Source organism: Streptomyces tubbatahanensis, from assembly GCF_022699385.1.
In the GTDB taxonomy this organism is placed as follows: Bacteria; Actinomycetota; Actinomycetes; order Streptomycetales; family Streptomycetaceae; genus Streptomyces; species Streptomyces diacarni.
Map to the genome: position 1 here is coordinate 4,290,693 of NZ_CP093846.1, position 24,543 is coordinate 4,315,235.

General features: G+C 73.2%; 20 protein-coding genes and 1 pseudogene. 14 read left to right on the forward strand and 7 right to left on the reverse strand.

All coding sequences use genetic code 11. The features are described from left to right. Positions 1-179: 179 nt before the first annotated feature. Positions 180-2,207 carry an ANTAR domain-containing protein gene (locus tag MMF93_RS33375; protein ID WP_274709478.1) on the reverse strand — a complete coding sequence of 676 codons (2,028 nt, stop codon included), beginning with the start codon at positions 2,205-2,207 and terminating at the stop codon, positions 180-182. Between the two features lie 136 nt (positions 2,208-2,343). Between MMF93_RS33375 and MMF93_RS18410 the strand changes: the two genes are divergently transcribed. The 3 genes and pseudogenes from MMF93_RS18410 (at position 2,344) to MMF93_RS33380 (ending at position 5,753) form a co-directional block, all read left to right on the forward strand. Then, positions 2,344-3,321 (forward strand): LysR family transcriptional regulator, encoded by a 978-nt coding sequence (locus MMF93_RS18410; RefSeq protein ID WP_242752990.1) that lies wholly within the window; start codon positions 2,344-2,346, stop codon positions 3,319-3,321. Positions 3,322-3,616: 295 nt separating this feature from the next. Then, positions 3,617-4,015: a hypothetical protein gene (locus tag MMF93_RS18415; protein WP_242752991.1), complete on the forward strand. Its 399-nt coding sequence runs from the start codon at positions 3,617-3,619 to the stop codon at positions 4,013-4,015. A 305-nt stretch (positions 4,016-4,320) separates the two neighbouring features. Continuing rightward, positions 4,321-5,753: pseudogene (locus tag MMF93_RS33380) on the forward strand (carbohydrate-binding protein). A gap of 266 nt (positions 5,754-6,019) precedes the next feature. Here the strand turns inward: MMF93_RS33380 and MMF93_RS18430 are convergent. After that, the gene (locus MMF93_RS18430; protein ID WP_242752997.1) at positions 6,020-6,559 is read right to left on the reverse strand and encodes a hypothetical protein; all 540 of its coding nucleotides are present in this window, start codon (positions 6,557-6,559) and stop codon (positions 6,020-6,022) included. Positions 6,560-6,682: 123 nt separating this feature from the next. Here MMF93_RS18430 and MMF93_RS18435 point away from each other — a divergent pair, with 123 nt between their 5' ends. Both MMF93_RS18435 and MMF93_RS18440 read left to right on the forward strand, forming a co-directional pair. After that, positions 6,683-7,150 (forward strand): MarR family winged helix-turn-helix transcriptional regulator, encoded by a 468-nt coding sequence (locus tag MMF93_RS18435; RefSeq protein ID WP_242752999.1) that lies wholly within the window; start codon positions 6,683-6,685, stop codon positions 7,148-7,150. Positions 7,151-7,533: 383 nt separating this feature from the next. Next, positions 7,534-8,016, forward strand: coding sequence for a MarR family winged helix-turn-helix transcriptional regulator (locus MMF93_RS18440; RefSeq protein WP_242757645.1), 483 nt, complete (start codon positions 7,534-7,536; stop codon positions 8,014-8,016). 25 nt (positions 8,017-8,041) lie between these two features. Here MMF93_RS18440 and MMF93_RS18445 read toward each other — a convergent pair whose 3' ends face one another. Beyond that, positions 8,042-8,260 (reverse strand): DUF2277 domain-containing protein, encoded by a 219-nt coding sequence (locus MMF93_RS18445; RefSeq protein WP_242753001.1) that lies wholly within the window; start codon positions 8,258-8,260, stop codon positions 8,042-8,044. A 116-nt stretch (positions 8,261-8,376) separates the two neighbouring features. On the opposite strand from MMF93_RS18445, the gene MMF93_RS18450 reads away from it, so the two are divergent. Next, complete coding sequence (locus MMF93_RS18450; protein ID WP_114022045.1) at positions 8,377-8,847, forward strand: Crp/Fnr family transcriptional regulator; 471 nt, start codon at positions 8,377-8,379, stop codon at positions 8,845-8,847. Between the two features lie 37 nt (positions 8,848-8,884). Here MMF93_RS18450 and MMF93_RS18455 read toward each other — a convergent pair whose 3' ends face one another. Continuing rightward, positions 8,885-10,069 carry a rod shape-determining protein gene (locus MMF93_RS18455; RefSeq protein WP_242753002.1) on the reverse strand — a complete coding sequence of 395 codons (1,185 nt, stop codon included), beginning with the start codon at positions 10,067-10,069 and terminating at the stop codon, positions 8,885-8,887. Positions 10,070-10,323: 254 nt separating this feature from the next. After that, complete coding sequence (locus MMF93_RS18460) at positions 10,324-12,345, reverse strand: ABC transporter ATP-binding protein (protein WP_242753003.1); 2,022 nt, start codon at positions 12,343-12,345, stop codon at positions 10,324-10,326. Between the two features lie 196 nt (positions 12,346-12,541). Here MMF93_RS18460 and MMF93_RS18465 point away from each other — a divergent pair, with 196 nt between their 5' ends. After that, complete coding sequence (locus MMF93_RS18465; RefSeq protein ID WP_114022043.1) at positions 12,542-12,781, forward strand: DUF397 domain-containing protein; 240 nt, start codon at positions 12,542-12,544, stop codon at positions 12,779-12,781. On the opposite strand, the gene MMF93_RS18470 is transcribed toward MMF93_RS18465, so the two are convergent. After that, a complete protein-coding gene (locus MMF93_RS18470) occupies positions 12,744-13,508 on the reverse strand; it encodes an ATP-binding protein (protein ID WP_242753004.1) in 765 nt (254 codons plus the stop codon). The genes MMF93_RS18465 and MMF93_RS18470 overlap by 38 nt on opposite strands. 339 nt (positions 13,509-13,847) lie before the next feature. Here MMF93_RS18470 and MMF93_RS18475 point away from each other — a divergent pair, with 339 nt between their 5' ends. The 4 genes from MMF93_RS18475 (at position 13,848) to MMF93_RS18490 (ending at position 19,030) form a co-directional block, all read left to right on the forward strand. Then, a complete protein-coding gene (locus MMF93_RS18475; protein WP_242753005.1) occupies positions 13,848-14,687 on the forward strand; it encodes a helix-turn-helix domain-containing protein in 840 nt (279 codons plus the stop codon). Positions 14,688-14,743: 56 nt separating this feature from the next. Beyond that, complete coding sequence (locus MMF93_RS18480; protein ID WP_242753006.1) at positions 14,744-16,201, forward strand: aldehyde dehydrogenase family protein; 1,458 nt, start codon at positions 14,744-14,746, stop codon at positions 16,199-16,201. Positions 16,202-16,390: 189 nt separating this feature from the next. Next, the gene (locus MMF93_RS18485; protein WP_242753007.1) at positions 16,391-16,993 is read left to right on the forward strand and encodes a PadR family transcriptional regulator; all 603 of its coding nucleotides are present in this window, start codon (positions 16,391-16,393) and stop codon (positions 16,991-16,993) included. Between the two features lie 387 nt (positions 16,994-17,380). After that, positions 17,381-19,030 (forward strand): threonine/serine exporter family protein, encoded by a 1,650-nt coding sequence (locus MMF93_RS18490; protein ID WP_242753009.1) that lies wholly within the window; start codon positions 17,381-17,383, stop codon positions 19,028-19,030. Positions 19,031-19,292: 262 nt separating this feature from the next. Here MMF93_RS18490 and MMF93_RS18495 read toward each other — a convergent pair whose 3' ends face one another. Then, positions 19,293-19,781, reverse strand: coding sequence for an inorganic diphosphatase (locus MMF93_RS18495; RefSeq protein ID WP_114019035.1), 489 nt, complete (start codon positions 19,779-19,781; stop codon positions 19,293-19,295). A 133-nt stretch (positions 19,782-19,914) separates the two neighbouring features. Between MMF93_RS18495 and dacB the strand changes: the two genes are divergently transcribed. The 3 genes from dacB to tilS all read left to right on the forward strand — a co-directional run bounded on the left by dacB (position 19,915) and on the right by tilS (position 24,521). Then, positions 19,915-21,519 carry a D-alanyl-D-alanine carboxypeptidase/D-alanyl-D-alanine endopeptidase gene (dacB, locus tag MMF93_RS18500; RefSeq protein ID WP_242753012.1) on the forward strand — a complete coding sequence of 535 codons (1,605 nt, stop codon included), beginning with the start codon at positions 19,915-19,917 and terminating at the stop codon, positions 21,517-21,519. A gap of 231 nt (positions 21,520-21,750) precedes the next feature. After that, positions 21,751-22,893 (forward strand): zinc-dependent metalloprotease, encoded by a 1,143-nt coding sequence (locus tag MMF93_RS18505; protein ID WP_242753014.1) that lies wholly within the window; start codon positions 21,751-21,753, stop codon positions 22,891-22,893. Positions 22,894-23,135: 242 nt separating this feature from the next. Further along, positions 23,136-24,521: a tRNA lysidine(34) synthetase TilS gene (gene tilS, locus MMF93_RS18510; RefSeq protein ID WP_242753016.1), complete on the forward strand. Its 1,386-nt coding sequence runs from the start codon at positions 23,136-23,138 to the stop codon at positions 24,519-24,521. Positions 24,522-24,543 lie beyond the last annotated feature (22 nt).

A 24,543-nucleotide genomic window follows, 5' to 3' on the forward strand; every position in this document is an offset into this window, starting at 1 on the left:
AACCCCCGCAAGGCCGGTGGAGGCGGCCGGGACTCCACACACGACGAGCTTGCCCGCACCCCCCGCACACTGCACGCCCAACACTCCGGTAGTGATCACCCCGCACGCCGCCGCTGACTGGCAGGTGCTGGACGACAGCCATCGCCACCTGGCTCCGGACGTGATCCGCCGGACAGAACCTAAGCCCAGGTGCCTCCTGTGTGGTGCAGGTCCTCCAGGGCGTCGAGGACGACAGTGCGCTGATACCAGTCGAGCCAGCGGCCCGCCTGTCCCCCCATCTCGTCCAGGGCGCGTGCCTGCGTCGCGGTGAGGCCCCGCACCGGATGGGCGTGGTGCGTGGAGACCACGCCCTGGAGCTGCCCCGGGGCGGCGATCAGCGGCGTGCTGTGGCAGCCGCGGCTGCCCGCCGCCAGCAGGGCCCGCTTGGCCGACTCGCCGAGGACCGTGTCCGCCGCCACGTCCGTGACGGTGACGCGGGTGCCCTGGCGGGCGGCCACCGCGCAGGAAGTCTGCGCGCCGTCCGCGCGGGTGTGGTCGACGCGGTCGAAGAACTCCGCGAAGTCCTCGTCGAGCCCCCGGTACTTCTCCAGCCGCAGGCTGCCCGTGACCGGGTCGACGAGCCGCACATCGCCCATCGTCGCCTCGGTGATCTCCATGCTGCGGCGCAGCACCGCGCCCAGCACCTCGGAGGAGTTCGCCGACGCGGCGCGCAGCCCAGGCTCGAACGCGAGGGTGGGCGGCACCCGCCGTTCGCGACCCGGAAACCAGTCGGAGTGCGGGGAGCGGGGGCGCGGCACCGTGACCACGGCGGTCGCGAGAGTGCGCAGCCGCACGTTGAACCGCTGCGAGCTGGCCTCCATGAGCTGGAAGGCCGCACGGTCGTCCGGCAGGTGGTAGCGCTCTTCGAGTATGCCCTGGGCGCGGGAGACGAGCGGGTGCGTGCGCGCCTTCGCGCGCAGGTTGCGCACCTCCGTGCGCAACCGTTCCACGTCCGAGCGCAACCGCTCCACGTCCTGCCCTGCCGGGCCGTCCGCACCTCCGTGCACCCCGGCGACCGGCGTCACCGCCCCGGGGCCGGTGCCCACCCCGGGGCCGGTGCCGCCCCCGGGGCCGGTGCCGCCCCCGGGGCCGGTGCCGGCCTTGCTGCGGATGGTGGCCTTGCGGCCGGTGGTCTTGCGGTCTGTGTCGGCGGCGTTGCTGCGGGTGGGCTGGCCGCCCGTGCCCGCCTTGCCGGTCGTGTCGGCCTTGCCGGTCGTGCGACCGGTGCTGGTCCTGCCGGCCGGGCCCGCCGCCGCGGGGCTCACGGCGGCCCCGCCGCCCTTGTCTGCCGTGCGGGCAACGCCGGCCGTAGCGGTCGTCCTGGCCGTACCGCTCGCGCGGGCCGCGCTGTCCGCCTCGGCCCTGCGGCCCGTACGGGCTCCACCGCCGCCTGTGTCGGCCCCGCCGCCCGTGCGGGCCCCGCCGGTCGTGTCGGCCCCGCCGCCTGTCCCGGCTGCGGTGCTCGTGTCGGTCCTGCCGCCTGCTTGGGCCCCGCTGCCCGCAGGGGGCACGGCTCCCGCAGGGGCCCCGGCTGCCGCAGGGGCCACGCCGCCCGCGTGGACCATGGCGTTCGCGCCGGCCCCGCCGTCCGCTCTGGCCCCGCCGTCCGAGACGGGTGGGCCGTCCGCGTCGGCCCCGCCGTCCGAGGCGATGGTGCCGCCGGTAGCGGCCGGGCGGTCCGGGATCGCCGTGCCGTCCGTACCGGCGTCGCGGTCCGTACCGGCGCCGCCGGCCGGAGCCGTGGTGCGGTCCTGGCCGGCACCGTCGGCCGTGGCCGTGGCCGTGGCCGTGGCCGGGGCCGGCGCGTGGGGCGTGGTCGCTTGGGGGACTCCGGGGACGACGGTCACGTCGTCCCCCAGGGCGCGGCGGATCGTCTCGTCCGTGGTGGCCACCAGCAGCTCGGTCCCGTTGGCGGCCAGGTCGTGGGCGAGGGAGGTCAGGGCGGACGCCCCGGCGGCGGAGACCAGGGGCGTCAGGGTCAGGTCGATCACCACGGCCGCGGGGCCGGGGGCGGGCGGCGTGGCGGCGCTCAGCGCGGGGTGCTGGGCGTCCCGGAGGCCGCCTTCGACGCGTACCACCCATAGGCTGGCCCCGCCGGGCAGCCGTACCACTTCCGTCCGCGCCTGGTCCGGGTGCGCGGCGTCACAGGCGTCGCCCGTGCTGCTCATGTCCCGCCCTTCTTCCTCCCCGCAACATTTGCTGTACGACAACATACTCGTCGCGCGGGCCGGTCACCCACTTCGGCCCGGCGCCGGGTGAGGCACGCCTCTTGTCGGGGCCGGTGGGCCGCCCCACGGTAAGGACATGGATCTGGAACTGAGACACCTCAAGGTCGTCTCGGCCATCGCCGAGGCGGGCAGTCTGACGCGGGCGGCCACCGGGTTAGGGCTCGCCCAGCCCGCGCTGAGCGCGCAGCTCAAGCGGATGGAGCGCTCGCTCGGCGGTGCACTGTTCGTGCGCGGTCCGCACGGGGTGCGGCCCACCGAACTGGGGGAGCTGGTGCTGGAGCGGGCCCGGGTCCTGGTGCCCGCGGTGACCGAGCTCCAGGCCAGTGCGCGCAGGTTCAGCCGCGAGCGGGCCGGCGGCCAGTGCGGTCCCGCCCGCTTCCGGCTCGGCGGCACCCATGGGCCGCTGCTCGGCGGGCTGGTGGACCGGCTGGCCGACGCCTATCCGAACGCGTCGGTGACGACGTTCACCTCGTGGTCGGCCATCGAGCTGGCGGGCCTGCTCACCGAGGGGCGGATCGACTACGCCCTCACGGGGGCGTGCGGCCAGAGCCCGCCGCCGTTCACCGCGGCGGGCGCGGACGTGGCCTGGCGCGAGGTGGCCGTCGACCCGGTGTTCGTGATGCTGCCCGAGGCGGACCCCCTGGCGGTCCGCGACGAGGTGCCGCTCGCCGAGCTGGCCGGGGCGCGCTGGACGAACGTGCCCGGCGACGGCTGTTTCGCCGAGTGCTTCGCCGCCGCCTGCGCGCGCGCCGGGTTCACGCCGCAGGCGGTGTACGAGACGGACACCGCCTCGTGCGTGCACCTGGTGCAGGTGGGGCGGGCGGTGGGCCTGTGCAGGGCGACGTTCCCGCCGACACCGGGCCTGGTGACCCGCCCGCTGGCGGGAGCGCCGCTGCTGTGGCGGCACCTGCTCGGCTGGCATCCGGACGCGTCCGCCGCCGACGCGGCGGACGCCACGCTGGCGCACGCCCGCGCCGCGCACCGCGACGCCGCCGAGCTGAGCCCGAGCTACGCCCGCTGGCGCCGTGCCCGCCGCACCTCCGCGCTCCCGTGACGGCCCACGGCCCGAACCGACTCCCTCTTTCCCGATCCCTCTGGCACCTCTGACCCCAGCCGTGCATCGACCTGAGCCCAGCTGTGCAGAAGTGACGGAGCCGCTCCGTGCGGCACGTACGCGTCAGGCCCCTTCGACTCCGTACTGGACAGCGCTGGACATACCACTCACAGCACGGCAGCAAAGAAGTACCCATGCAACTCTGGCACTTCGCGCTTGCCCGGGGCATGATCCTCTCTGACAACCCGGCGGCTCGCCGCTCGGGAAGCCCGTGAGTGAAGAGAGTGGGGGGCGTATGTCCCGTATCAAGCGCGTTCTGACCGTGACGGTCGGTGCTGCCGCCTGTGTCGCCCTGGCGCAGGCCCCGGCGAACGCCGTCGGGTCCTGGCACATCGCCGACGCGTCGAACGGTCGCGGAACCGGGGCGTTCAACAGCGGCGACAACAACAAGTTCCGGATCGCGGACACCAAGGCGGACGGCTACGGCATGGTGCTCCGCATCAAGTTCCCCGGCCGCTCCGAGATCACGACGTGCGACGACCGGAACGGCGCGAACAACGGGTTCGAGTACTGCAGGATCAGCAACATCCCGCACCACTCCGAGGTGCAGATCAAGGCCTGTGCCAAGGACTTCAGCGGCAAGCTCCCGGGGTGGATCGACTGCTCTTACTGGATCAAGGACTACACCAGCTGAGAGGCGGGAGGGCGGGTGGCGGTACCGCACGCGAGGGTTCCCCCACCCGCCCGCGCAACGCCCAGGGCTGCCGCGCCCGACGGTTTACAGCAGGCGGGGCGGCGGCCGCGGACGGCGGCTGCGGACGGCGGCTGCGGACGGGCTGCCGCGCCCATGAGGCGGCGCGGGAAGGGGCCGTGGCCATAACGCCGTGGGAGGGGGGAGGTCGGGAGGTCCGGGACGGCCGGGAGCCGACCTACGGTGTCGCCACACGCCCCCGGCCCCTGGGCCTACTACGGGGGCATCCCCACTCCGAGGAGAACTCCATGGCTCTGCCCGCGAGTTCCAATCCCGCCCCCACCCCTCCCAGACCGAGTCCCGTACGCCGCCGGGCCGCCGCAGCGGCCGCCGCCACACTGGCGACCGCCGGTCTCGTGCTGGCCGGACTCACCGGCCCCGCCCAGGCCAGGCCCGCCGACGACGGCCCCGCCTCCGCCGCCCGCGCCGCCTCCGCCACATCCGCCGCCTCCGATCCCGACCCCGACCTCGTCGAGGCGATGACCCGCGACCTCGGGCTGACCACGGCGCAGGCCGAGAAGCGGCTGGCCAACGAGGCCGACGCCGCCGACACCGTGGCCGCGCTGCGCACCGCGCTGGGTGACAGCTACGCCGGTGCGCACGTCAGCGGGAAGACCGCCGCACGGCTGACCGTCGCCACGACCGACGCGCAGGAGCGCGCCCGCATCACCGCGGCAGGGGCCACCCCGCGCCTCGTCGACCGCGACCTGGGCGCGCTCGACCGCGTGCAGAAGGCGCTCGACCGTGCCGCGGGGCGCGCGGCCCCCGAGGGGGTGCCCGTGTGGTACGTCGACACCCGGCACAACGACGTCGTGGTCGAGGCGGCGGACCAGGACGCCGCGCGGGCGTTCCTCGCGCGGGCGGGCGTGCGCGAGGACGCGGTGACGGTCCGGCACACCGACGCCGAGCCCCGCACGTTCGCTGACCTGCGCGGCGGTGACGCGTACTACATGAACGGCAGCGGCCGCTGCTCCATCGGCTTCTCCGTCACCCGGGCGGTGGCCAGGCCGGCTTCGTGACGGCCGGCCACTGCGGCACCCCTGGCACGCCGACCTCCGGCTACAACCAGCAGGCACAGGGCAGTTTCCAGGGCTCCACGTTCCCGGGCCGCGACTACGCCTGGGTCGCCACCAACGGCAACTGGACGCCGCGCCCGCTCGTCAACGGCTACGGCAACGGCGACGTGACCGTGGCCGGTTCGACGCAGGCTCCGGTGGGCGCTTCCGTGTGCCGCTCGGGGTCGACGACCGGCTGGCACTGCGGCACCGTCCAGCAGCACAACACCAGCGTGACGTACCCGCAGGGCACCGTCTCCGGCGTGACGCGGACGAACGTGTGCGCGGAGCCGGGCGACTCGGGCGGCTCGTTCATCTCCGGCGACCAGGCCCAGGGCACGACCTCGGGCGGCTCGGGGAACTGCACCAGCGGCGGCACGACGTTCTTCTTCCCCGTCAACCCGGCCCTCCAGGCCTACGGCCTCACTCTGGTCACCAGCGGTGGCGGCGGCCCGACCGACCCTCCGACGGACCCGCCGGCCGAGGGAACCTGGGCGATCGGCACCCAGTACCAGGTCGGTGACCAGGTCACCTACAACGGTGTCACCTACCGCTGCGTCCAGGCGCACACCGCGCAGCCGGGCTGGAACCCGCTGGACGCGCCCTCCCTGTGGGCCCGCGCCTGACGGAGTGACCGGCCGCAGCTCCTGGCCGACCGCCTCCCCGTTGTCTTCGTGGTCTCGCCAAAGAGCCGCCGGCCTCCGGGCCCGGCCCGCACACAGCCCGGCCGTGGAGACGCCTTCGCGTCTCGCGGCCGGGCTGACAGGGCTGACAGGGCCGCTGACAGGGCCGATTCGCTGTTCTCGTCGAGGTCGCGCGGTGCGGCGCGTGCGGCCGGGTTCCCGCTGCCGCTCGCGCGCGTGCCGTGGAGGCCGTCAGCCCCACGGCACGCTCAGCGTGCGAACCGGCGGGCGATGCCCAGCGTGCCGAAGTCGACCGTGGCGCCTGTGCGGCGGGCGCGAACGAGGACGCCGGCGGTCCGGACGCTGATCATGCCCAGAACCATCAGGACGAACGCGGTGCCGTAGGTGGCGGCCGGGACGTGATGCCGCGCGGAGAACGAGACCAGGGCGTGGGTGAACCAGTGGGTCGAGCCGTAGGCGAACAGCATGCGCAGGGCCATGGCGACCGTCCACAGTGCGGCGTAGGGCCAGCCCGCGACGGTGACCAGGCGGGAGTCGGCCGGGTCGCGGCGGACCTCGATCAGGGCGAGTGAAGCGGCACCGAACAGCAGCCCGAGCGCGAGTCCGGCCGCCTCGATCAGGTGGGCCGTGTCCCCGGCCGGTATCTCCTTGAGGTACTTGAACCCCACGCCCGCGACGACCGCGACGGGCAGCAGCAGCCGCCTGGCGTCCGGACGCCGCGTACCGAGCTGAGTGGCGAGGATCGCGACGAACACGCCGGTGTAGAGCAGGTAATCGCTGAGGCTCATGGTGCTTCTCCAATGGGTTCCGGGCTCGCAGCCCCTGTCGACCTCCGCCAAGGTGCATCCCCAGAGATGAATCTGTCAAGATGCATCTGGGGAGATGCATATATGGAGATGTACTTTGGAGGGATGGAGATGAGCGACCTGTACCAACTCGGCCGCCGCCTGGCCGAGATCGCCCTCGAAGGCATGGGCGCGCACGCGCTCAACCTCGCGCCCGGCGAGTTCCTGGTCCTCCAGGACCTCTTCCTGCATCGCCGCAGCACCGTCGGCGACATCGCCAAGCGGACAGGACTGGCACAGAGCCGCGTCTCCACCAGCGTGCGCGCCCTGGCCACCCGCGACTGGGTCACCACCGCGGCCGATCCCGCCGACGGCCGCAAAACCCTGGTCGACCTCACCGAGGCCATCCGCGCCGCCAGCGAGCAGCGGCGCGCCGCCCACGCCGACAACGCGCTGACCACCGCGCTGGCCGGCGTCGACGAGGAGGAGCGCGACGCCCTCCTGTCCGCGCTCGCCCGCCTCCATCACCTCCTCGTCACCGACCACCCGCCGCGCCGGTTCCCCCACACGGCGACACCCCCGGCAGGTCAGTAGTCCCCGGAAGCGCCTTCGCCCGGCCGCACCCCGCACGCGCCCGCACGCGCCCCTATCGAGTGGCGCGGCGCGCTGACGCCCGCGGCGGGACCCCGCTCCACCGCCGCCGTGCCCCCCGGCGGCAGAATTGAGCGGTGAACGGGAGACGACAGCTCGGGCGAGAGGGGCAGCGCGTGCCGGAGGACGCCGCACCCGGCGAGAGAGCGGACGCGAACGGAGGAAGGGCGGCCGAGCGGGGCCGCCGGACGGGAGGGGCCCCGCGGCTCGCGGAGCCGGAGAACGACGGCGAGGTGACCGAGAGCGCAGCGGGCTCAGCGGGCGCAGCGGGCGCAGCGGACTCAGCGGGCGCAGAAAGTTCCGAGGGGGACGTCGTCGCCAGGGTCCTGGGCCAGTGGCAGCGGGTGCTCCCGGATCTCGACACCGAGCCGATCGGCGTCATCGGGCGTCTGACCAGGTGCGCGGCGCTGCTGCGGCAGGCGTCCGACGCGCCGCTGGCGCACGAGGGGTTCTCACGCCCCGAGTTCGACATCCTCAGCGCCCTGCGCCGTGAGGACCGCGAGCTGAGCTTCGGCCGGCTCGCCAGGGAGACGTACGCCTCGGGCACGGCCGTCACCAAGCGGGTGCGCACGCTGGAGGAGAAAGGCCTGGTCGTACGGCGTCCGGACGCCCGCGACCGACGCGTGGCCCACCTGTCGCTCACCGACGGCGGCCGGCAGCTGGTGGACCGGATCATGCCCGAGCAGGTCGCTTACGAGCGGTCGCTGCTCGCGGGGCTCGGCGGCGAGCGGCGCGAGCAGCTCTCCGAGGTGCTGGGCGAACTGCTGCACCTGCTGGAGGGCCGGGAGGGGGTCCGCGAGAGCGGCTGAGGCCGAGCGGGGCGCGGGCCGGGGCTCAACGGGAGGCCGCGCCTCTCACCTGGAGGGTCTCCAGCAGTCTGCCGGTCGCCTCGGTGATCTGCTCGACGGCCAGGTCGAAGGCCGCCTGGTTGCGCGCGGCGGGCGCCCGGAAGCCGGACACCTTGCGTACGTACTGGAGCGCGGCTGCCCGGACGTCCTCGTCGGTGACGGCTTCGGCGTAGGGGGGACGTAGCGTCCTGATGTTCCTGCACATACTGCCGACGGTACGTTCCGTCCGGCTGTTACTCGCCTGTTCGGGTGATGCGCGTTACGCTGAAAAAGTCGTGACGTGGGAATACGTCGCTCTGTTCCCGGAAGGGAGGGCGGGCCATGCAGACCACGACGGGACTGCTCGCCGAGCTGACCTCCGACCAGCGCGAGCGGGTGCGCTCCCTTGGCCACGAAGTGCACTTCGAAGCCGGAGAGCAGATCTTCGAAGAGGGCACCAGGGCCGACCGCTTCTGGATCCTGCACACCGGCTCCGCGACACTCGCCATGCACATACCAGGACATCGGGACGTGGCCATCGACCATGTCCGCCACGGAGAGCTGCTCGGCTGGTCCTGGATGTTCCAGCCGTACGTGTGGTCGCTGGGCGCCCAGGCGGACAGCCCCGTACGCGCGCTCGAATTCGACGCGCAGTCGGTGCGGCTGCTGTGCGAGGAGGACAAGGACCTGGGCTTGGCGATGACGCGCTCCATCGCGGCGGTCATGGGCGACCGCCTCCAGCGCTCCCGATCCCGCCTGGTCGATCTCTTCGGCCCCTACGCCCCCAGAGACCGGGCCGCCGGGGCCATCTGAGCCCCGGCACAGCGGGCGCGCTCCGGGTGCCCGGGGCTCACCCCGCCTCCTGGCCCGGTACGGGCACCGCGTCGGCCGCCGCCCCGCTCTCGGGCGCTCCGATGACCTCCCGGTCGCCCGACAGCGGGTGATGGCCCGACAGCGCGTCGCGCGCGGCGCCCGCCGTGGCCGCGCCCTGTGCCGCCTCGTCCGCCGCGGGGCTCGGCGCGAGACGCCCGGCCATCAGGGCCGCCAGCCCGTTCACCGAGGTCAGCTCCGGCTCCTGGGCGAGTTGCACGCCCATCCCCGTGTGCTCCCGCAGCTGGTCGGCCAGGCCCGGCAGGACGGCGCTGCCGCCGGTGAGGACCATGCCGCGGTCTGCCAGGTCGGCCACCAGGTCGGGCGGGCAGCGGTGCAGGACGGCGCGGATGGTGTCCAGCAGCCCGGTGAGCGGGGTCTGGATGGCGCTGCGCACCTCTTCGGGGTCGATGGTGACGGTGCGGGCCAGGCCCGACACCACGTCGCGGCCCTGGACCTCGATCAACCCAGTGTAGACGCCGTTGCCGACGCCGCCGCTGCCGAGCAGCGCCAGATGCAGCGGACGCACCTCCTGGCTGGGCAGCAGCAGCTCGTGCCGGTTGCGCAGGTACTGCACCACGGCGTGGTGGATGGTGTCCCCGCCCAGGCCCACCGTCCCCGCCGCGACGATCGCGCCCACGGAGACGACCGCCACCTGCGTGGTGGTCGTGCCGCACACCAGCACCATGGCCGCCTCGGGCTGGGCGACCGGCAGGCCCGCGCCGATCGCCGCCGCGATGGGCGCCTCCACCAGCTCGACGCGGCGTGCGCCCACCCCGGTCAGGGTCTCCACGGCGGCCCGGCAGGCCAGCGGGTCGGCGTCGTGCGGGATGGTGGCCGCCGCGTGGGCCATCACCCTGCGCCGTCTGACCCGGCGCAGCCTCTCGCCGATGAGGGAGCGCACCATCCGGCGCGCCATGTCGATATCGCGTACGGTGCCGCCGGCCACGGGCCGGACGACCCGGATGTGCTGCGGGGTGCGCCCGTCCATCCGCTCGGCCGCGTCGCCGACCGCGATCAGCGCGCCCGAGGAGGTGTTCACGGCGACGACCGAGGGCTGGTCGACGATCAGCCCCGTCCCCTTGGCGTAGACGCGGGTCCTGGCGGCGCCCAGGTCGACGGCGACGGAGCAGCGGGTCAGGGCCTCCAGGCTGGAGCAGCTCATGGCGCTCGTGTCCTTCCGGGATTCGTGCGGCGGTCGGCCGGCCGGCGTCGAGGAGGGGCCGCCCCGCGGGGCGGGCCGTTCTCTCACCCTGTGCCGCCCCCTTCACCGCCGCCCGCCGAGCGCGCCCGCCCGGGTGAGGGCCGCTCCGGCGAACGCGCCCGCCCCGCTCAGGCCCGCCCGCACTCACGCGAGCGCGCTCGCCCCGCTCAGGCCCCGCACTCACGCGAGCGCGCTCGCCCCGGCTCGCGCCCCGCTCACGCGAGCGCGCCCACCTCGGCTCCACCGCCGCTCCGGCCGCCGGCGGAACCCCTGGCCGCCGCCCCGCCGTTCCCGTCGCCCGCCCCCTCACCGCCGCCGGCACCGGTCCGGCTGTCGGCCCCGGTCCGGCTGTCGGCACCGGCCCCGTCGTCGGTGCCGGACTCGCTGAACTGGGTGCGGTAGAGCTGTTCGTAGCGGCCACCCGCGGCCAGCAGCTCCTCGTGGGTGCCCCGCTCGACCACCCGGCCCGCCTCCAGGACGAGGATCTGGTCGGCGGCCCGCACGGTGGACAGCCGGTGGGCGATGACCAGCGAGGTGCGGGAGGCCAGCGCCTCGCCGAGGGCCTCTTGGACGGCCGCCTCCGAGGTGGAGTCCAGGTGTGCCGTCGCCTCGTCGAGTACGACGACCTGGGGCCGGGCCAGCAGCAGCCGGGCGATGGTCAGGCGCTGCCGTTCGCCGCCGGAGAGCCGGTAGCCGCGCTCACCGACCAGGGTGTCCAGGCCGTCGGGCAGTGAGCCGATCAGTGCGTCCAGGCGGGCGCGGCGCAGCGCGGACCACAGTTCCTCGTCGGTGGCGTCGGGGCGGGGGAGCAGCAGGTTGGCGCGGACGGTGTCGTGGAAGAGGTGGCCGTCCTGGGTGACCATGCCGAGTGTGGCCCGCAGGGACGCGGCGCTCAGGTCGCGCACGTCCTTGCCCCCGAGCCGGACGGCGCCGCTGTCCACGTCGTAGAGGCGGGGGGCCAGCGAGGCGAGCGTGGACTTGCCCGCTCCGGAGGAGCCCACCAGGGCGATCATCTGCCCGGGTTCGGCCCGGAAGGAGATGCCGTGCAGCACCTCCTCGCCGCCACGGGTGTCGAGGGTGGCGACCTCCTCCAGGGAGGCGAGGGAGACCTTGTCGGCGGAGGGGTAGCTGAAGTGGACGTCGTCGAACTCGACGGAGGCCGGCTCGCCTGGCAGGTCCTCGGCGCCCTCCTTCTCCTCGATCAGGGGCTTGAGGTCGAGCACCTCGAACACGCGCTGGAAGCTGACGAGCGCGCTCATCACCTCCACGCGGGCGCTGGCCAGCGCGGTCAGCGGGGCGTACAGGCGGGTCAGCAGCAGGGCGAGGGAGACGACGGCGCCGGGGTCGAGGCTGCCGCGCAGCGCGTAGGTGCCGCCGAGCCCGTAGACGAGGGCGAGCGCGAGGGCCGCCACGAGGGTCAGCGCGGTGAAGAAGATCTCCTGCACCATGGCGGTGCGCACGCCGATGTCCCTCACGCGCCCCGCCCGCTGGGCGAACGCGGCCGACTCCTCCCCGGGCCGCCCGAACAGTTTGACGAGGGTGGCGCCCGGCGCGGAGAAGCGCTCGGTCATCTGGGTGCTCATCACCGCGTTGTGGTTGGCCCGCTCCCGCTCCAGCCGGGCGAGCCGGGCTCCCATCCGCCGGGCGGGCAGGACGAAGACCGGCAGCAGGGCGAGGGTGAGGAGGGTGATCTGCCAGGAGAGGTTGAGCATCACCACGAGGGTCAGCAGCAGGGTGACGAGGTTGCTGAAGACTCCGGAGAGGGTGGAGGAGAAGGCGCGCTGCGCACCGATGACGTCATTGTTGAGTCGGCTGACCAGGGCACCTGTACGAGTGCGGGTGAAGAAGGCCACCGGCATGCGCTGCACGTGGTCGTAGACGGCGGTACGCAGATCGAGGATGAGGCCTTCACCGATTCGTGCGGACAGCCAGCGGGTCAGAATGCCGACCCCCGCCTCCGCCAGGGCGATGGCCGCGATCAGCCCCGCGAGGACGAGCACGGTGGAGGTGCTCTCGTGCCGGTCGATGGCGTTCATCACCCGGCCGGCGAGCAGCGGTGTGGCCACGGTGACGACCGCGAGCACGCTGCTGAGCAGCAGGAAAGCTACCAGTTTACGGTGGTGGCGGTGTGCGAAGCGGACGATGCGGCGGACCGTCGCGGCGGAGAACGGGTGCTGGTCCTGGTGGGCGTGGCGCGAGTTGTAGAGCGCGTTCCACGCGGTCATCTCCATGCTCATGGGGCGAAGCTAGGACTTGAAGTGAAGTGCAAGTCAAGGGTCTGACCCGCTGTGATGAGGTTGCGACCGCGGGTCGTGCACGTGCATCGGCACATGCATCGGTACGTGAACGCAGTTATGATCCCGGGGAGTTGGCAGTCGGCACTGACCTGCTGTTCAACCTGCACGGCCCACCGGACGAGTCCAGGAGACCCCAGTGCCTCACGCGTACAACGGCATGGCCGCCAAGGACCTCCAGGGGGTCGTGTGGCGGAAGAGCCGGTTCAGCAATTCGCAGGGAACATGTGTGGAACTCGCGAAGCTGCCCGACGGCGACATCGCCATGCGCAACTCGCGCTTCCCTGAAGGCCCCGCGCTCGTCTACACGCCGGCGGAGGTCGAGGCGATGATCCTCGGCGTCAAGGCCGGGGAGTTCGACGATCTGTTGCGTCCATGACACTCCGGGCGCCCGCGAGAGTGCCGGCGCCCCCGTTCACCCGGAAGAGGGCCCACACGATCTTCCCGGCCAGTGGGCCCGGCAGCGGGTGCCATCCCCAGGTGTCGCTGAAGGAGTCGACCAGGCACAGACCCCGGCCCGACTCCGCCGTGATGCCGAGCGCCTCGGCCTCCCCGTAGGGATCCAAGGCGCTCGACGCGTCCCACGCGTCCTCGGCATCCACGACGCCCCCGTGTCCCCCGTTGCCCCCGTGTCCCCCGCTACCCCCGTGGCCCCCGTGGTCAGGAAGCCCGTGGTCGGGCACTCCGGCCAGTCCGCCGAAGCCCCCGTGGGCCGCCGCCCGTGCGGCCCGCACGGCCGACACGTCGGGCGGTTGGTCGCTGGGATCGCGTACGGCACAGACCAGTCGGGCGGACCAGCAGGTCAGATGGAGTCTCACCTGCCGGCCGCCCTCGTCCCCCGACGCCGCCCCGTGATCGGCGCCGGGGGTCAGGCCGTGCCGCATGGCATTGGTCACCAATTCGGTGACCACCAGCGCCACGTCATCGAACTCTTCGGTCAGGCCCCAGCGCCGCAGTGTCCTGCGGGTGAAGTCCCGCGCGCCGGAGACGGATCGGTGGTGCGCGGGGAGCGCGCAGGAGACCGAACCGGAAACCGAGCCGGCATCCGGTGTGGGGAGCCCCTCCCCTAAGGGCTCCAGCACCGTCGATCCTTCGGTCCCGTGCAACGGCCACTCCTGGCTGTCTGCGGCAGCGGCGATCCTGTGCGGATCCTGTCGGACGTGCTTCCCCGCTGGTGCGGGCGTCACGGCGCACCCGGAGGCCAACTCCCCGGCCGACGGGTCCACTTGTGCCTCCCCCATGGTTCCCAATGCTCACGGCAGATGCAAGGGCAGATGCACGTGCACGCGTTACTTTCCTTCGTGTGTAATCGGGTGCGCACTCAACGAAGCGCGGAGATGGCACACTTCCCCTCGAGCAGGGGTGGAGGGCTGATCGGAATGGCAACACAACCGGCACAGAGCAGCACCGCGGTACCGAAAGGGGCGGGCGGAGCCAGCGGTTCCATGGTGCGCCGCATCCTGCTCGGCTCCCAGCTGAGGCGATTGCGGGAGGCGCGCGGCATCACCCGCGAGGCCGCCGGCTACTCGATCCGGGCCTCCGAGTCGAAGATCAGCCGCATGGAGCTGGGCCGCGTCAGCTTCAAGGCCCGCGACGTGGAGGACCTCCTCACGCTCTACGGCGTCACCGACGATACCGAGCGCGAACCCCTGCTCTCGCTCGCCCGGGACTCCAGCATCGCGGGCTGGTGGCACAACTACAGCGACGTGCTGCCCGCCTGGTTCCAGACCTACGTGGGCCTGGAGGGAGCCGCCTCCCAGATCAGCACCTACGAGGTGCAGTTCGTCCACGGCCTCCTGCAGACCGACGCGTACGCGCACGCCGTGGTCAGCGCCGGGCACCGCACCCCCCTGGCCGACGACGAGGTCGCCCGCCGCGTCGCGCTCCGCCTGGAACGCCAGAAGCTGCTGCAGGGAGAGCACGCACCCCACCTGCTCTGCGTCCTCGACGAGGCCGCGCTGCGCCGCCCCTTCGGCAGTGCGGCCGTCATGGACGCCCAGCTGCTCCACCTCGCCGAGGTCTCCGAGGCGCCCAACATCTCCCTGTACGTCGTCCCGTTCGAACTCGGCGGCCACGCCGCGGAGAGCGGCGCCTTCACGCTGCTGCGCTTCCCCGAGTCGGACCTCAACGACATCGTCTACCTCGAACAGCTGACCAGCGCGCTGTATCTGGACAAGCGTGACGAGGTGGCACAGTACGACCAGGTGCTGCGACGTCTGGTGGAAATCGGCCTTTCTCCCGAACACACCCGGGATCACCTTCACCGAATCCGCCAACTGCTGTGATCGCCCGGTACGATGACCAGCCAGCAGCACCTCCTTCAACCCCACGAAGGAACGGCATGTCCTACTTCACGGATCTGGCCCTCCAGTGCATAGACGGCCAGTGGCGTCCCGGCACGGGTTCCTGGGACATCATCGACTTCAACCCCTACAACGGGGAGAAGCTCGCCTCCATCACCGTCGCCACCCGCGACGAGGTGGACGAGGGGTACCGCGCCGCGGAACGGGCCCAGCGTGAGTGGGCGGCCACCAACCCGTACGCGCGCAGACGCGTCTTCGAGCGGGCGATCCGGGTGATCGAGGAGCAGGAGAGCGCGATCACGGAGGCCATCGTCGCCGAGCTGGGCGGCACCCGGCTCAAGGCGGCCTTCGAGATCCACATGGTCAAGGAGTTCTTCCGCGAGGCGCTCCAGCTCGCGCTGACCCCGAGCGCCCAGATCCTGCCGTCCTCCGTGCAGGGCAAGGAGAACCGCGTCCACCGCGACCCGGTGGGTGTCGTCGGCATCATCTCGCCGTTCAACTACCCCTTCCTGCTGGCGGTCAAGTCGGCCGCGCCCGCGCTCGCGCTGGGCAACGCCGTCGTCCTCAAGCCCCACCAGTCCACGCCCATCTGCGGCGGCACCCTGGTGGCCAAGGTCCTCCAGGACGCCGGACTGCCGCCGGGGCTGGTGAACGTCGTCATCACCGACAGCGCGGAGATCGGCGACACGCTCATCGAGCACCCGGTGCCCAAGGTCATCTCCTTCACCGGGTCCGACCGGGTGGGCCGCCACGTCTCCACCGTCGCGGGCCGCACCTTCAAACGCGTCATCCTGCAACTGGGTTCCAACAGCGGCCTGGTGGTGCTGGACGACGCCGACGTGGACTACGCCGTCGACGCCGCCGTCTACAGCCGCTTCGTCAACCAGGGCCAGCTGTGCATGGCGGCCAACCGGATCATCGTCGACCGGCGCCTGGAGCCTCAGTTCACGCCCAAGTTCGTCGAGCGCGTCCGCCGGCTCGTCGTCGGCGACCCGGCGGACCCCGCCACCCACATCGGCCCGCTCATCAACTCCCGGCAGGCCGAACGCGTGACCGCCATCGTCGAGCAGGCGCTCGCCGAGGGCGCCACCGCGCTGCTGCACGGCGCCGTCGACGGCAACCTCGTCTCGCCCAGCGTGCTCACCGACCTGCCGGTGGCCTCGCCGCTGCTGCACGAGGAGATCTTCGGCCCCGTCGCCCTGATCGTCCCCGTGGACGGGGACGAGGAGGCCGTGCACGTCGCCAACGACACCCCCTACGGGCTCGCGGGCGCCGTGCACAGCTCCGACATCGAGCGCGGGATCGCGGTGGCCCGGCGGATCGACGCGGGCATGGTCCACGTCAACGACTCCACGGTCGCCGACGAGCCCACCGTGCCCTACGGCGGCGAGAAGCTCTCCGGGCTCGGGCGCCTGAACGGTCCCCAGGTGGTGGAGGCGTTCACCACCACCCGCTGGCTGTCCATCCAGCGGGAACGCAGCGAGTTCCCGTTCTGACGCCGTACCCGCACCGCCCGTGCCCCCGCCACCGCCGAGGGCACGGGCGGCCGGTCTTCGAGGCCGGGGTGATGCCCGAGCCCGACTGGTCCGCCTGGCGGTCCGCGGAGTAACCTCCGTAACCGGGCAACTGGTCAAACTTGACCAGGGTTGCGCGCAGGCGAAGGACTCAATCACGCAGGGGAAGCGATGTCGGCGATCCGGCTGCTGGTGCTGGGAGACGTGCGCCTGCGCGGACGGGCACACGGCTACCAGGTCCGAGGCGACCTGGAGTACTGGGGCGCGCACGAGTGGTCGAGCGCCAAGCCCGGCTCGATCTACCACGCGCTCAAACAGCTGGCCAAGCAGGACCTGCTGCGCGCGCACGACATCGCCCCCAGCACGGCGGGCGGCCCCCCGCGCACCGAGTACGAGATCACCGCGGCAGGTGAGACGGAGTTCTTCCGGATGCTGCGGTACGCGCTGACCGCCACCCGGGAGAAACAGGAACTGCTGACCTCCGCCATCGGCTTCCTCGTCGACCTTGCGCGCGGCGAAGCCATCGACCTGCTCACACAGCGCGTCGCCGCGCTGGAGAGCTGGCGGGACGAGGTGACCGCGAGCTGGAGCCCGGCCGGCGCCGTCGCCGAGGAGCAGGGCCATATCGGCGAGATCATGAAGCTGTGGGTCCGCACCGCCGACAGCGACGCCGCCTGGGCGCGCGAGCTGATCGGCCGCCTGGAGAGGGGCGCCTTCGTCATGGCGGGCGAAGGCGCACGCGACCTCAGCGTCCTGTCCGACCGCCCGGCGTAGGAGCCTTCGGGGACCTCGCCCCGGACAGGAGCGCCGGGGCGACACGCCCAAGTGGCGGCGGTCGCCGCGCCGGACGGCCTCGTACACCACGGACGACTGGAAGGCGCTCACCCACGAACTGGTGATGCCACCCCTCCGTTGCGCCGCCCGGCTGCATTCAGCGGCCGGGTCTCGCACGTCACACCCCTCAGCGGCGCTGACTGCCTTTTAATCCCCCTGAGCAGGGGGACCTTTGGGGGGAGGATCACGCTTCATGCTCCACTGTGAGGTAAGACGCTTCCGGCACGTGGAACCGGCATCGTTGGACACCGCGTCCGTGGTGTGGCACTGCTGGAAAGATGAGGCGTACCGCGCGTAAGGCGCAAGAAGGTAAGGAGCGGACAGAACGTGGTGGGGCAGCCCAAGGGAAACGGCGACGCCGCAGAGCAGGGCGGTGAGTCGGAGGACGCCAGGACGTCCTCCGACGAGTCGCGCAGCGCCTTCACCGCCCCCATGGGCGTGCCGCTTCCCCCCGTCCCCGAGGAGGAGCACCCGACCTCGGAGTTCACCCTCCCCGAAGGGCTCAAGGCCTCCCCGCACTTCGAACACGGCAGCGCGTTCACCCCGCCCGAGGGCATCCCCGTCGTCGGCCCCCTCGCCAAGCCGGGCTCGCCCTGGCAGGACCGCATGCGCTCCATGGTCCGCATGCCGCTGGCCGAGCGGCCCGTACCCGAGAAACCCGCGCGCACCGAGGAGACCGAGAGCGGACCGCCCCCGCCCCGCGTCCTCGACCTCACCCTGCGTATCGGCGAACTGCTGCTGGCCGGCGGTGAGGGCGCCGAGGACGTCGAAGCCGCCATGTTCGGCGTCGCCCACGCCTACGGGCTCGACCGCACCGAACCCACCGTCACCTTCACCCTGCTCTCCATCACCCACCAGCCCTCACTGGTCGACGACCCGGTGACGCTCAGCAGGACCGTACGGCGGCGCGGCACCGACTACACGCGGCTCTCCTCCGTCTTCGGCCTCGTCGCCGACATCACCCAGGGTGACGTCTCGCTGGAGGAGGCCTACCGGCGCCTCGCCGAGATGCGGCGCAACAGGCACCCGTACACCAAGTGGGCGCTCAGCGTCGCCAGCGGCGCCCTCTCCGGCGCGGCGTCCCTGCTCGTGGGCGGCGACGCGCTGGTCTTCTTCCTCGCCGCGCTCGGCGCCGTCCTCGGCGACCGCCTCGCCTGGCTGTGCGCGGCCCGCGGACTGCCCGAGTTCTACCAGTTCGCGGCCGCCGCGATGCCGCCCGCCGGCATAGGGGTCGGCGTCGCGCTGCTCTCCCAGCACACCGACATGGACATCCAGGCCTCGGCCGTCATCACCGGTGGCCTCTTCGCCCTGATCCCCGGGCGGGCGCTCGTGGCGGCCGTCCAGGACGGGCTGACCGGCTTCTACATCACCGCCGCCGCACGCCTGCTGGAGGTCGTCTACCTGATCGTCGGCATCGTCTGCGGCGTGCTGATGATCCTCTACGTCGGCGACCGGCTGCACGCCCAGCTCACCCCGGACGTCGTCTACCACGCCGACCGCCCCGTCACCCAGCTGCTGGCCGCGATGCTGCTGACCCTGGCCTTCTGCATCCTGCTCCAGCAGGAGCGGCACACCATCGTGCTGGCCACGCTCAACGGAGGCGTCGCGTGGCTGATCTTCGGAGCGCTCTCCACGGCGGGGGTCAAGCCGGTGCCCGCCACCGTGATGGCCGCCGGGCTCGTCGGCCTCTTCGGCCAGCTGCTGTCCCGGTACCAGTTCGCGTCCTCGCTGCCGTACATCACCGCGGCGATCGGGCCGCTGCTGCCCGGTAGCAACACCTACTTCGGGCTGCTGAACATCGCGCAGGAGGACGTCAACAAGGGATTCGAACACCTGGCCACCGCGGGGGCGCTGGCGCTGGCCATCGCGATCGGGGTGAACCTCGGCGGGGAACTCGCCAGGCTGTTCATCAAGACCCCCGGCCAGGAAACCCCCCTCCCCGGCCGCCGAGCCGCCAAACGCACCCGCGGCTTCTGACCCCCTGCGCGCAAGCGCCGAGCCCCTCTCACCCAAGAGTGAGCCCCTTCTCCCTACGGGGGCTCCTAGGGGGGCGGAGCCCCCGTAGCGGGGGGCATTTGGGGGGCGGAGCCGCCCCAAAGCCTGGTCGGCGAGACCCCGGGGGCTTGGGGGGCGGAGCCCCCCAAACAGAGCGCAACGCCCACAGGGGTGGGTGGCCCCACGGGAAAGGGAAAGGCCATGGGGGGCCCGCCCCAAGGGAACGGCAACAGAAAAGAAGGGCTCAGTGCCCCGCGGCAGCCAGCCGCTTGATGGACGCCTCCACCTCGGACTCCGCCTCAGCCCGCCCCACCCAGTCCGCACCCTCGACGGACTTGCCGGGCTCCAGGTCCTTGTAGACCTCGAAGAAGTGCTGGATCTCCAGCCGGTCGAACTCGCTGACGTGGTGGATGTCGCGCAGGTGCTCCATCCGCGGGTCGGAGGCGGGCACGCACAGCAGCTTGTCGTCGCCGCCGGCCTCGTCGGTCATGCGGAACATCCCGATGGCGCGGCACTTGATGATGCACCCGGGGAAGGTGGGCTCCTCCAGCAGGACGAGCGCGTCGAGCGGGTCACCGTCCTCGCCCAGGGTGCCGTCGACGAAGCCGTAGTCCGCGGGGTACACGGTCGAGGTGAACAGGTGGCGGTCCAGGCGGATGCGGCCCGTCTCGTGGTCAACCTCGTACTTGTTCCGCGAGCCCTTCGGGATCTCGATGGTGACGTCGAACTCCAAGGGAGGCTCCTTGTGTATAGATCATGATGAGATCAGCACTCGTGTGCCCTGGGGGCCGTCCCCCAGAAGAACTCCAGTCTGGTGATTAAGTGTCCCCCACGCACATGTGTGCTCGCGAAAGGGGCTGGTCGTGGTGCATGACGCCGTAGCGAAGGTGCGTGACACCGCGAACCGGGCATACCGTTCCGCCTCCCGGGTGGCCCGGCAGGTGCGTGGCCGTGCCCGGGCCGGCGTGCGAGCGGCCCGGCGTCGCTGGCGGGCCGCCGCCCCGCAGCAGCGCCAGACCGTTCGGCTGGCCACCGCCTCCGCCGCGCTGGGACTCGTGGTCGCGCTGGTGGCGGTGTCCGCCGCGGGGCCGTGGGACTCGGGTCAGCGTACGGCCGAGCGGGTGTGGGCGGCCCGGCAAGGGGCGGGAAGTGGCGGGGGCCACACGCCCGGCGGGGCCACGGCTGTGCTCACGGCGCCGCAGGTGCTGGCCGCGGCCGGGCCGACGGCGCGCCGGGACGGGGGAGAGGGCGGGCCGCAGAGCGGTTCGGGCGGTACCCGCCCCGAGCAGGTGCCGCCGCCCACGGTCTCCGCACTCGCCGACACGCTCGAACCGCTGATCGAGGACGGGGCGCTGGGCTCGGTCCGCCACGCGTCGGTCGTGGACGCCGTCACCGGGCGGCAGCTGTTCTCGAAAGGCGCCCGTGAGGTCTCGGCACCCGCCTCCACGATCAAGCTGGCGACGGCTGTCGCCGCGCTGAAGACACGCGGGGACACCTACCGCCTCGCCACCAGGGCGGTGGGCTCGGGCGACCGCGTCACCCTGGTCGGCGGCGGCGACCCCACGCTGACCGAGGAGCAGGTGAAGGAGCTGGCCGGGAAGGCGGCCCGTGCCCTGGAGAAGAAGGGCGTCGGGGAGGTGCGGATCGGCTACGACACCTCGCTCTACGAGGGGCCCGAGCAGCACCCCATCGGGCCCAACGAGAACATCGCCCGGGTCACCGCCTTGATGGTGGAGGAGGGCAGGAGCGACGGCAGCGGCCACGGCCCCGCGCCCCGGGCCGCCGATCCGGCGCGGGAGGCCGCGGCGCTGTTCGCCGACCGGCTGCGGGAGGCGGGCGTCACCGTCGAGGGCGAGCCGAGGGAACGCACGGCGGCCGAGGACGCGCGCACGCTCGCCGTGCACAGGTCGCAGCCGCTGAGCGCACTGGTCGAGCGGATGCTCACCAACAGCGACAACGACATCGCCGAGGCCCTCGCCCGCCAGACGGCACTGGCCGAGGGCGCCGACGCGAGCTTCGCGGGGGCGGGCCGCGCGGTCGAGGGGGTCCTCGAACGGCTCGGCCTGCCCGTCGAGGGAGCCCGCTTCGAGGACGGCAGCGGCCTCGACCGCGACGACCGGGTCTCGCCCGCGCTGCTGACGAGGCTGCTCACTCTGGCGGCCGATCCGCACCGCCCGGACCTGCGCACCGTACTGACGGGGCTGCCCGTCGCGGGCTTCACCGGCACGCTGGGCGACCGCTACGGCGGCGAGCGGGGCGAGCCGGGCGCGGGCCTCGTGCGGGCGAAGACCGGCACGCTGACCGGGGTGAACACGCTGGCAGGCACGGTGGTGGACGCGGACGGGCGGATGCTGGCCTTCGCCTTCATGACCAGCGGCGCCCCGGGCGCCGACGCGGCGCAGAAGTCGCTCGACCGCATCGCCTCGACGCTCGCCAACTGCGGCTGCCGCGACTCGCCGTCCGCGAGCTGAGCCGGCCGCGCCCGAGAGCGCGACCGGCCGCACCCCGCGCCGCCGCCGGCCCCCCGGTACCACCGCCGAGCGGCGGGTACCCCGCGAAGAGCCGGCCCGCGCCGCCGGTGAACCCCGAAAAGACGCGGGCCGCGCCGTTCGGCGACCCGGGGGACCGGGCCCGCGCCCCTAGGGGACGCCTGGTCCTCCGGTCGGCTCCCGGACGGGGCGCACGGCACGTACGGTGAAGGAATGACGAGCCTCGGTGGTGTGGAGATGGTCGACTGGAATCTCGCGGTCTCGACCGCGACCCGGCTCGGGCGACCGGGCCCTGAGGTGAGCCGGGAGGAGGCGCGCGGCATCGTCGCGGAGCTGCGGCGGCACGCCGAGGCCTCCGAGGAGCACGTGCGCGGCTTCACCCGGCTGAGTCCCGCCGGTGAGCAGGCGGACACCCCGGTCCTGGTGGTGGACAGGGCGGGCTGGGTGAAGGCCAACGTCGCGGGCTTCCGCGAGCTGCTCTCCCCGCTGCTGACGAAGGTGCGGGAGCGCCGCGCCGGGATGCCGGGCGGCGCCGTGCTGGGCGCCGTCGGCGGCAAGGTCACCGGCGTCGAGGTGGGGATGCTGCTGTCGTTCCTCTCCTCCCGGGTGCTGGGGCAGTACGAGACGTTCGCGCCCGCGGGCCGCGACCTGCCGGGCGGTGCCGACGGCGGTGGCCGCCTGCTGCTGGTGGCGCCGAACATCGTGAGCGTCGAGCGGGAGCTGAAGGTGGACCCGCACGACTTCCGGCTGTGGGTGTGCCTGCACGAGGAGACGCACCGCACGCAGTTCACGGCCGTGCCGTGGCTCCGTGATCACCTGCGGATGGAGATCCAGGCGTTCCTGGAGCAGACCGACATCGACCCCACCACGCTGCTGGAGCGGATCAGAGAGGCCGCGCAGGCGCTGAGCGGCGGCAAGCCGGGTGAGGGCGAGCAGGGGTCGGAGCCCGGCGCGGAGGAGAAGCCCAGCCTCGTCGAGCTGGTGCAGACCCCGGCCCAGCGCGAGGTCCTCGGCCGGCTGACGGCCGTGATGTCGCTGCTGGAGGGGCACGCCGACTACGTGATGGACGGGGTGGGGCCGCAGGTCGTCCCGTCGGTCACCGAGATCCGGGAGAAGTTCCAAAAGCGCCGCGCGACCGGTGCGAGCCGCCTCGACCTGGCGCTGCGCAAGCTGCTGGGCCTGGACGCGAAGCTGCGCCAGTACCGGGACGGGGAGCGGTTCGTGCGCGCCGTGGTGGACGAGGTGGGTATGGAGGGGTTCAACCGGGTGTGGACCTCCCCGAACACCCTGCCGACGAAGGCGGAGATCGCCGAGCCCGCCGAGTGGATCGCACGGGTGCACCGCAAGGCCGAGTGAGGGCTGAGTGAGAGCCGGGCGAGGCGCCGGGGGGCGCTTCGGACGCTGTTCCAATCACTCTTCCGAGGGACCGTGTGGGCGGGGCACGCGTGCGATGCTCGGGTAACACGGTTCGTCTCTGTCACCATCAGCATACTCAGCGTGATAAGAGTCGGCCTTCAACTCCCCCCAAGCGCCCCGAGTACCGCGGAGCCCCCACCCGCGGCGCCGGCGCAGATCCTTGACGAGGAAGTGAATCGGACATGGGTCCCCACCCCGCGGTCGCCGCGATACGCCTGGCGGTACGCCGCACACTCCACGACGTGCTCAGCGTCCCCGGCCCGCAGGCCGGGCAGGTGGCCGCCGCAGGCGGCGCCGCTCCCGCCGCGGGCCCCGCGGCGGCGGCCCCCACGGCAGCGGTCCCCGCGGCCTCGGCCCCGACGGCCCCCACACCCCGCGCCGCCGCCCCCGCCGAGCCGCTGCCGCCGCTCGTCCTGGTGGCGTGCTCCGGCGGCGCCGATTCCATGGCGCTGGCGTCGGCGCTCGCCTTCGAGGCCCCCCGCCTCGGCGTGCGCGCGGGAGGCGTCACGGTCGACCACGGCCTCCAGGCCGGCTCCGCCGAGCGGGCCGAGGACGTCGCGGCCCGCCTCACCGACCTCGGTCTGGCCCCCGTCGAGTCGGTCGCCGTGCGGATCGCACGTACCAGCACCGGGCCCGAGGCGGCCGCGCGCGAGGCCCGCTACGCCGCGCTCGACGAGGTCGCCGAGCGGCACGGCGCGGCCGCCGTCCTGCTCGGGCACACGCGCGACGACCAGGCCGAGACGGTGCTGCTCGGCCTGGCGCGCGGCTCCGGCACCCGCTCGCTGTCGGGCATGGCCGCGGTCTCCGGGCCGCAGGGCCGCTACCGGCGCCCGTTCCTGGGCGTGGACCGCCAGACCACCCGCAAGGCGTGCATGGTCCAGTCGCTCCCGGTCTGGGACGACCCGCACAACGCGGACCCCGCCTACACCCGCTCCCGGGTGCGCCACGAGGCGCTGCCCGCGCTGGAGAAGGCGCTCGGCAAGGGCGTGATCGAGGCCCTGGCGCGTACGGCCCAGCTCTCCCGTGACGACGCCGACGCGCTGGACGCCTGGACGGACGACGCCGAGCGCGCGGTCGTGCGCACACCGCAGCAGGCCGCCTCGCCCGAGGACGCCGGTGACGCGGCGCCCGTGGGCCGCCTCGAGGACACCTGCCAGGCGGCGCCCGTGCCCCGCACCGAGGACGTGCCGGGGGCGGCACCGGGCCCCCGTGCCGAGGCGGACCCGGTGGCGGTGCGCGGACCGCAGGCCGGCTCCGACGCGGCGGCGGGCGCGGTGGTGCGGTCCGTGGCCGCGCAGCCGGGCGACCCCGTCGCCGGATCGGACGTACGCGTGGAACTGGATGTCGCGCGGCTGTACGCGCTGCCGCCCGCGGTGCGCCGCCGGGTGCTGCGCCGGGCGGCCATCGAGGCGGGCTCGCCCCCCGGCTCCCTCTTCGCCCGGCACATCGAGGAGATGGACCGGCTGTTGACCGCCTGGCGCGGCCAGCGGGCGCTGAACCTCCCCGGGCGTGTGGAGGTCGCACGGCAGGGTGGCAGACTGGTCATTCGGCACGGCTCACCGAACTGACCGGCGTCCCGGCACCCACCCG

Excerpts from the sequence above, each read along its gene's own strand:
- MMF93_RS18455 (WP_242753002.1), bottom strand. The coding sequence starts at position 10,069 with ATGAGCTGCTCCAGCCTGGAGGCCCTGACCCGCTGCTCCGTCGCCGTC.
- MMF93_RS18435 (WP_242752999.1), top strand. The coding sequence starts at position 6,683 with ATGGAGATGAGCGACCTGTACCAACTCGGCCGCCGCCTGGCCGAGATC.
- MMF93_RS18480 (WP_242753006.1), top strand. The coding sequence starts at position 14,744 with ATGTCCTACTTCACGGATCTGGCCCTCCAGTGCATAGACGGCCAGTGG.
- MMF93_RS18475 (WP_242753005.1), top strand. The coding sequence starts at position 13,848 with ATGGTGCGCCGCATCCTGCTCGGCTCCCAGCTGAGGCGATTGCGGGAG.
- tilS (WP_242753016.1), top strand. The coding sequence starts at position 23,136 with ATGGGTCCCCACCCCGCGGTCGCCGCGATACGCCTGGCGGTACGCCGC.
- MMF93_RS33375 (WP_274709478.1), bottom strand. The coding sequence starts at position 2,207 with ATGAGCAGCACGGGCGACGCCTGTGACGCCGCGCACCCGGACCAGGCG.
- MMF93_RS18450 (WP_114022045.1), top strand. The coding sequence starts at position 8,377 with ATGCAGACCACGACGGGACTGCTCGCCGAGCTGACCTCCGACCAGCGC.
- MMF93_RS18485 (WP_242753007.1), top strand. The coding sequence starts at position 16,391 with ATGTCGGCGATCCGGCTGCTGGTGCTGGGAGACGTGCGCCTGCGCGGA.
- MMF93_RS18445 (WP_242753001.1), bottom strand. The coding sequence starts at position 8,260 with ATGTGCAGGAACATCAGGACGCTACGTCCCCCCTACGCCGAAGCCGTC.
- MMF93_RS18505 (WP_242753014.1), top strand. The coding sequence starts at position 21,751 with ATGACGAGCCTCGGTGGTGTGGAGATGGTCGACTGGAATCTCGCGGTC.
- MMF93_RS18460 (WP_242753003.1), bottom strand. The coding sequence starts at position 12,345 with ATGAGCATGGAGATGACCGCGTGGAACGCGCTCTACAACTCGCGCCAC.
- MMF93_RS18415 (WP_242752991.1), top strand. The coding sequence starts at position 3,617 with ATGTCCCGTATCAAGCGCGTTCTGACCGTGACGGTCGGTGCTGCCGCC.
- MMF93_RS18430 (WP_242752997.1), bottom strand. The coding sequence starts at position 6,559 with ATGAGCCTCAGCGATTACCTGCTCTACACCGGCGTGTTCGTCGCGATC.
- MMF93_RS18410 (WP_242752990.1), top strand. The coding sequence starts at position 2,344 with ATGGATCTGGAACTGAGACACCTCAAGGTCGTCTCGGCCATCGCCGAG.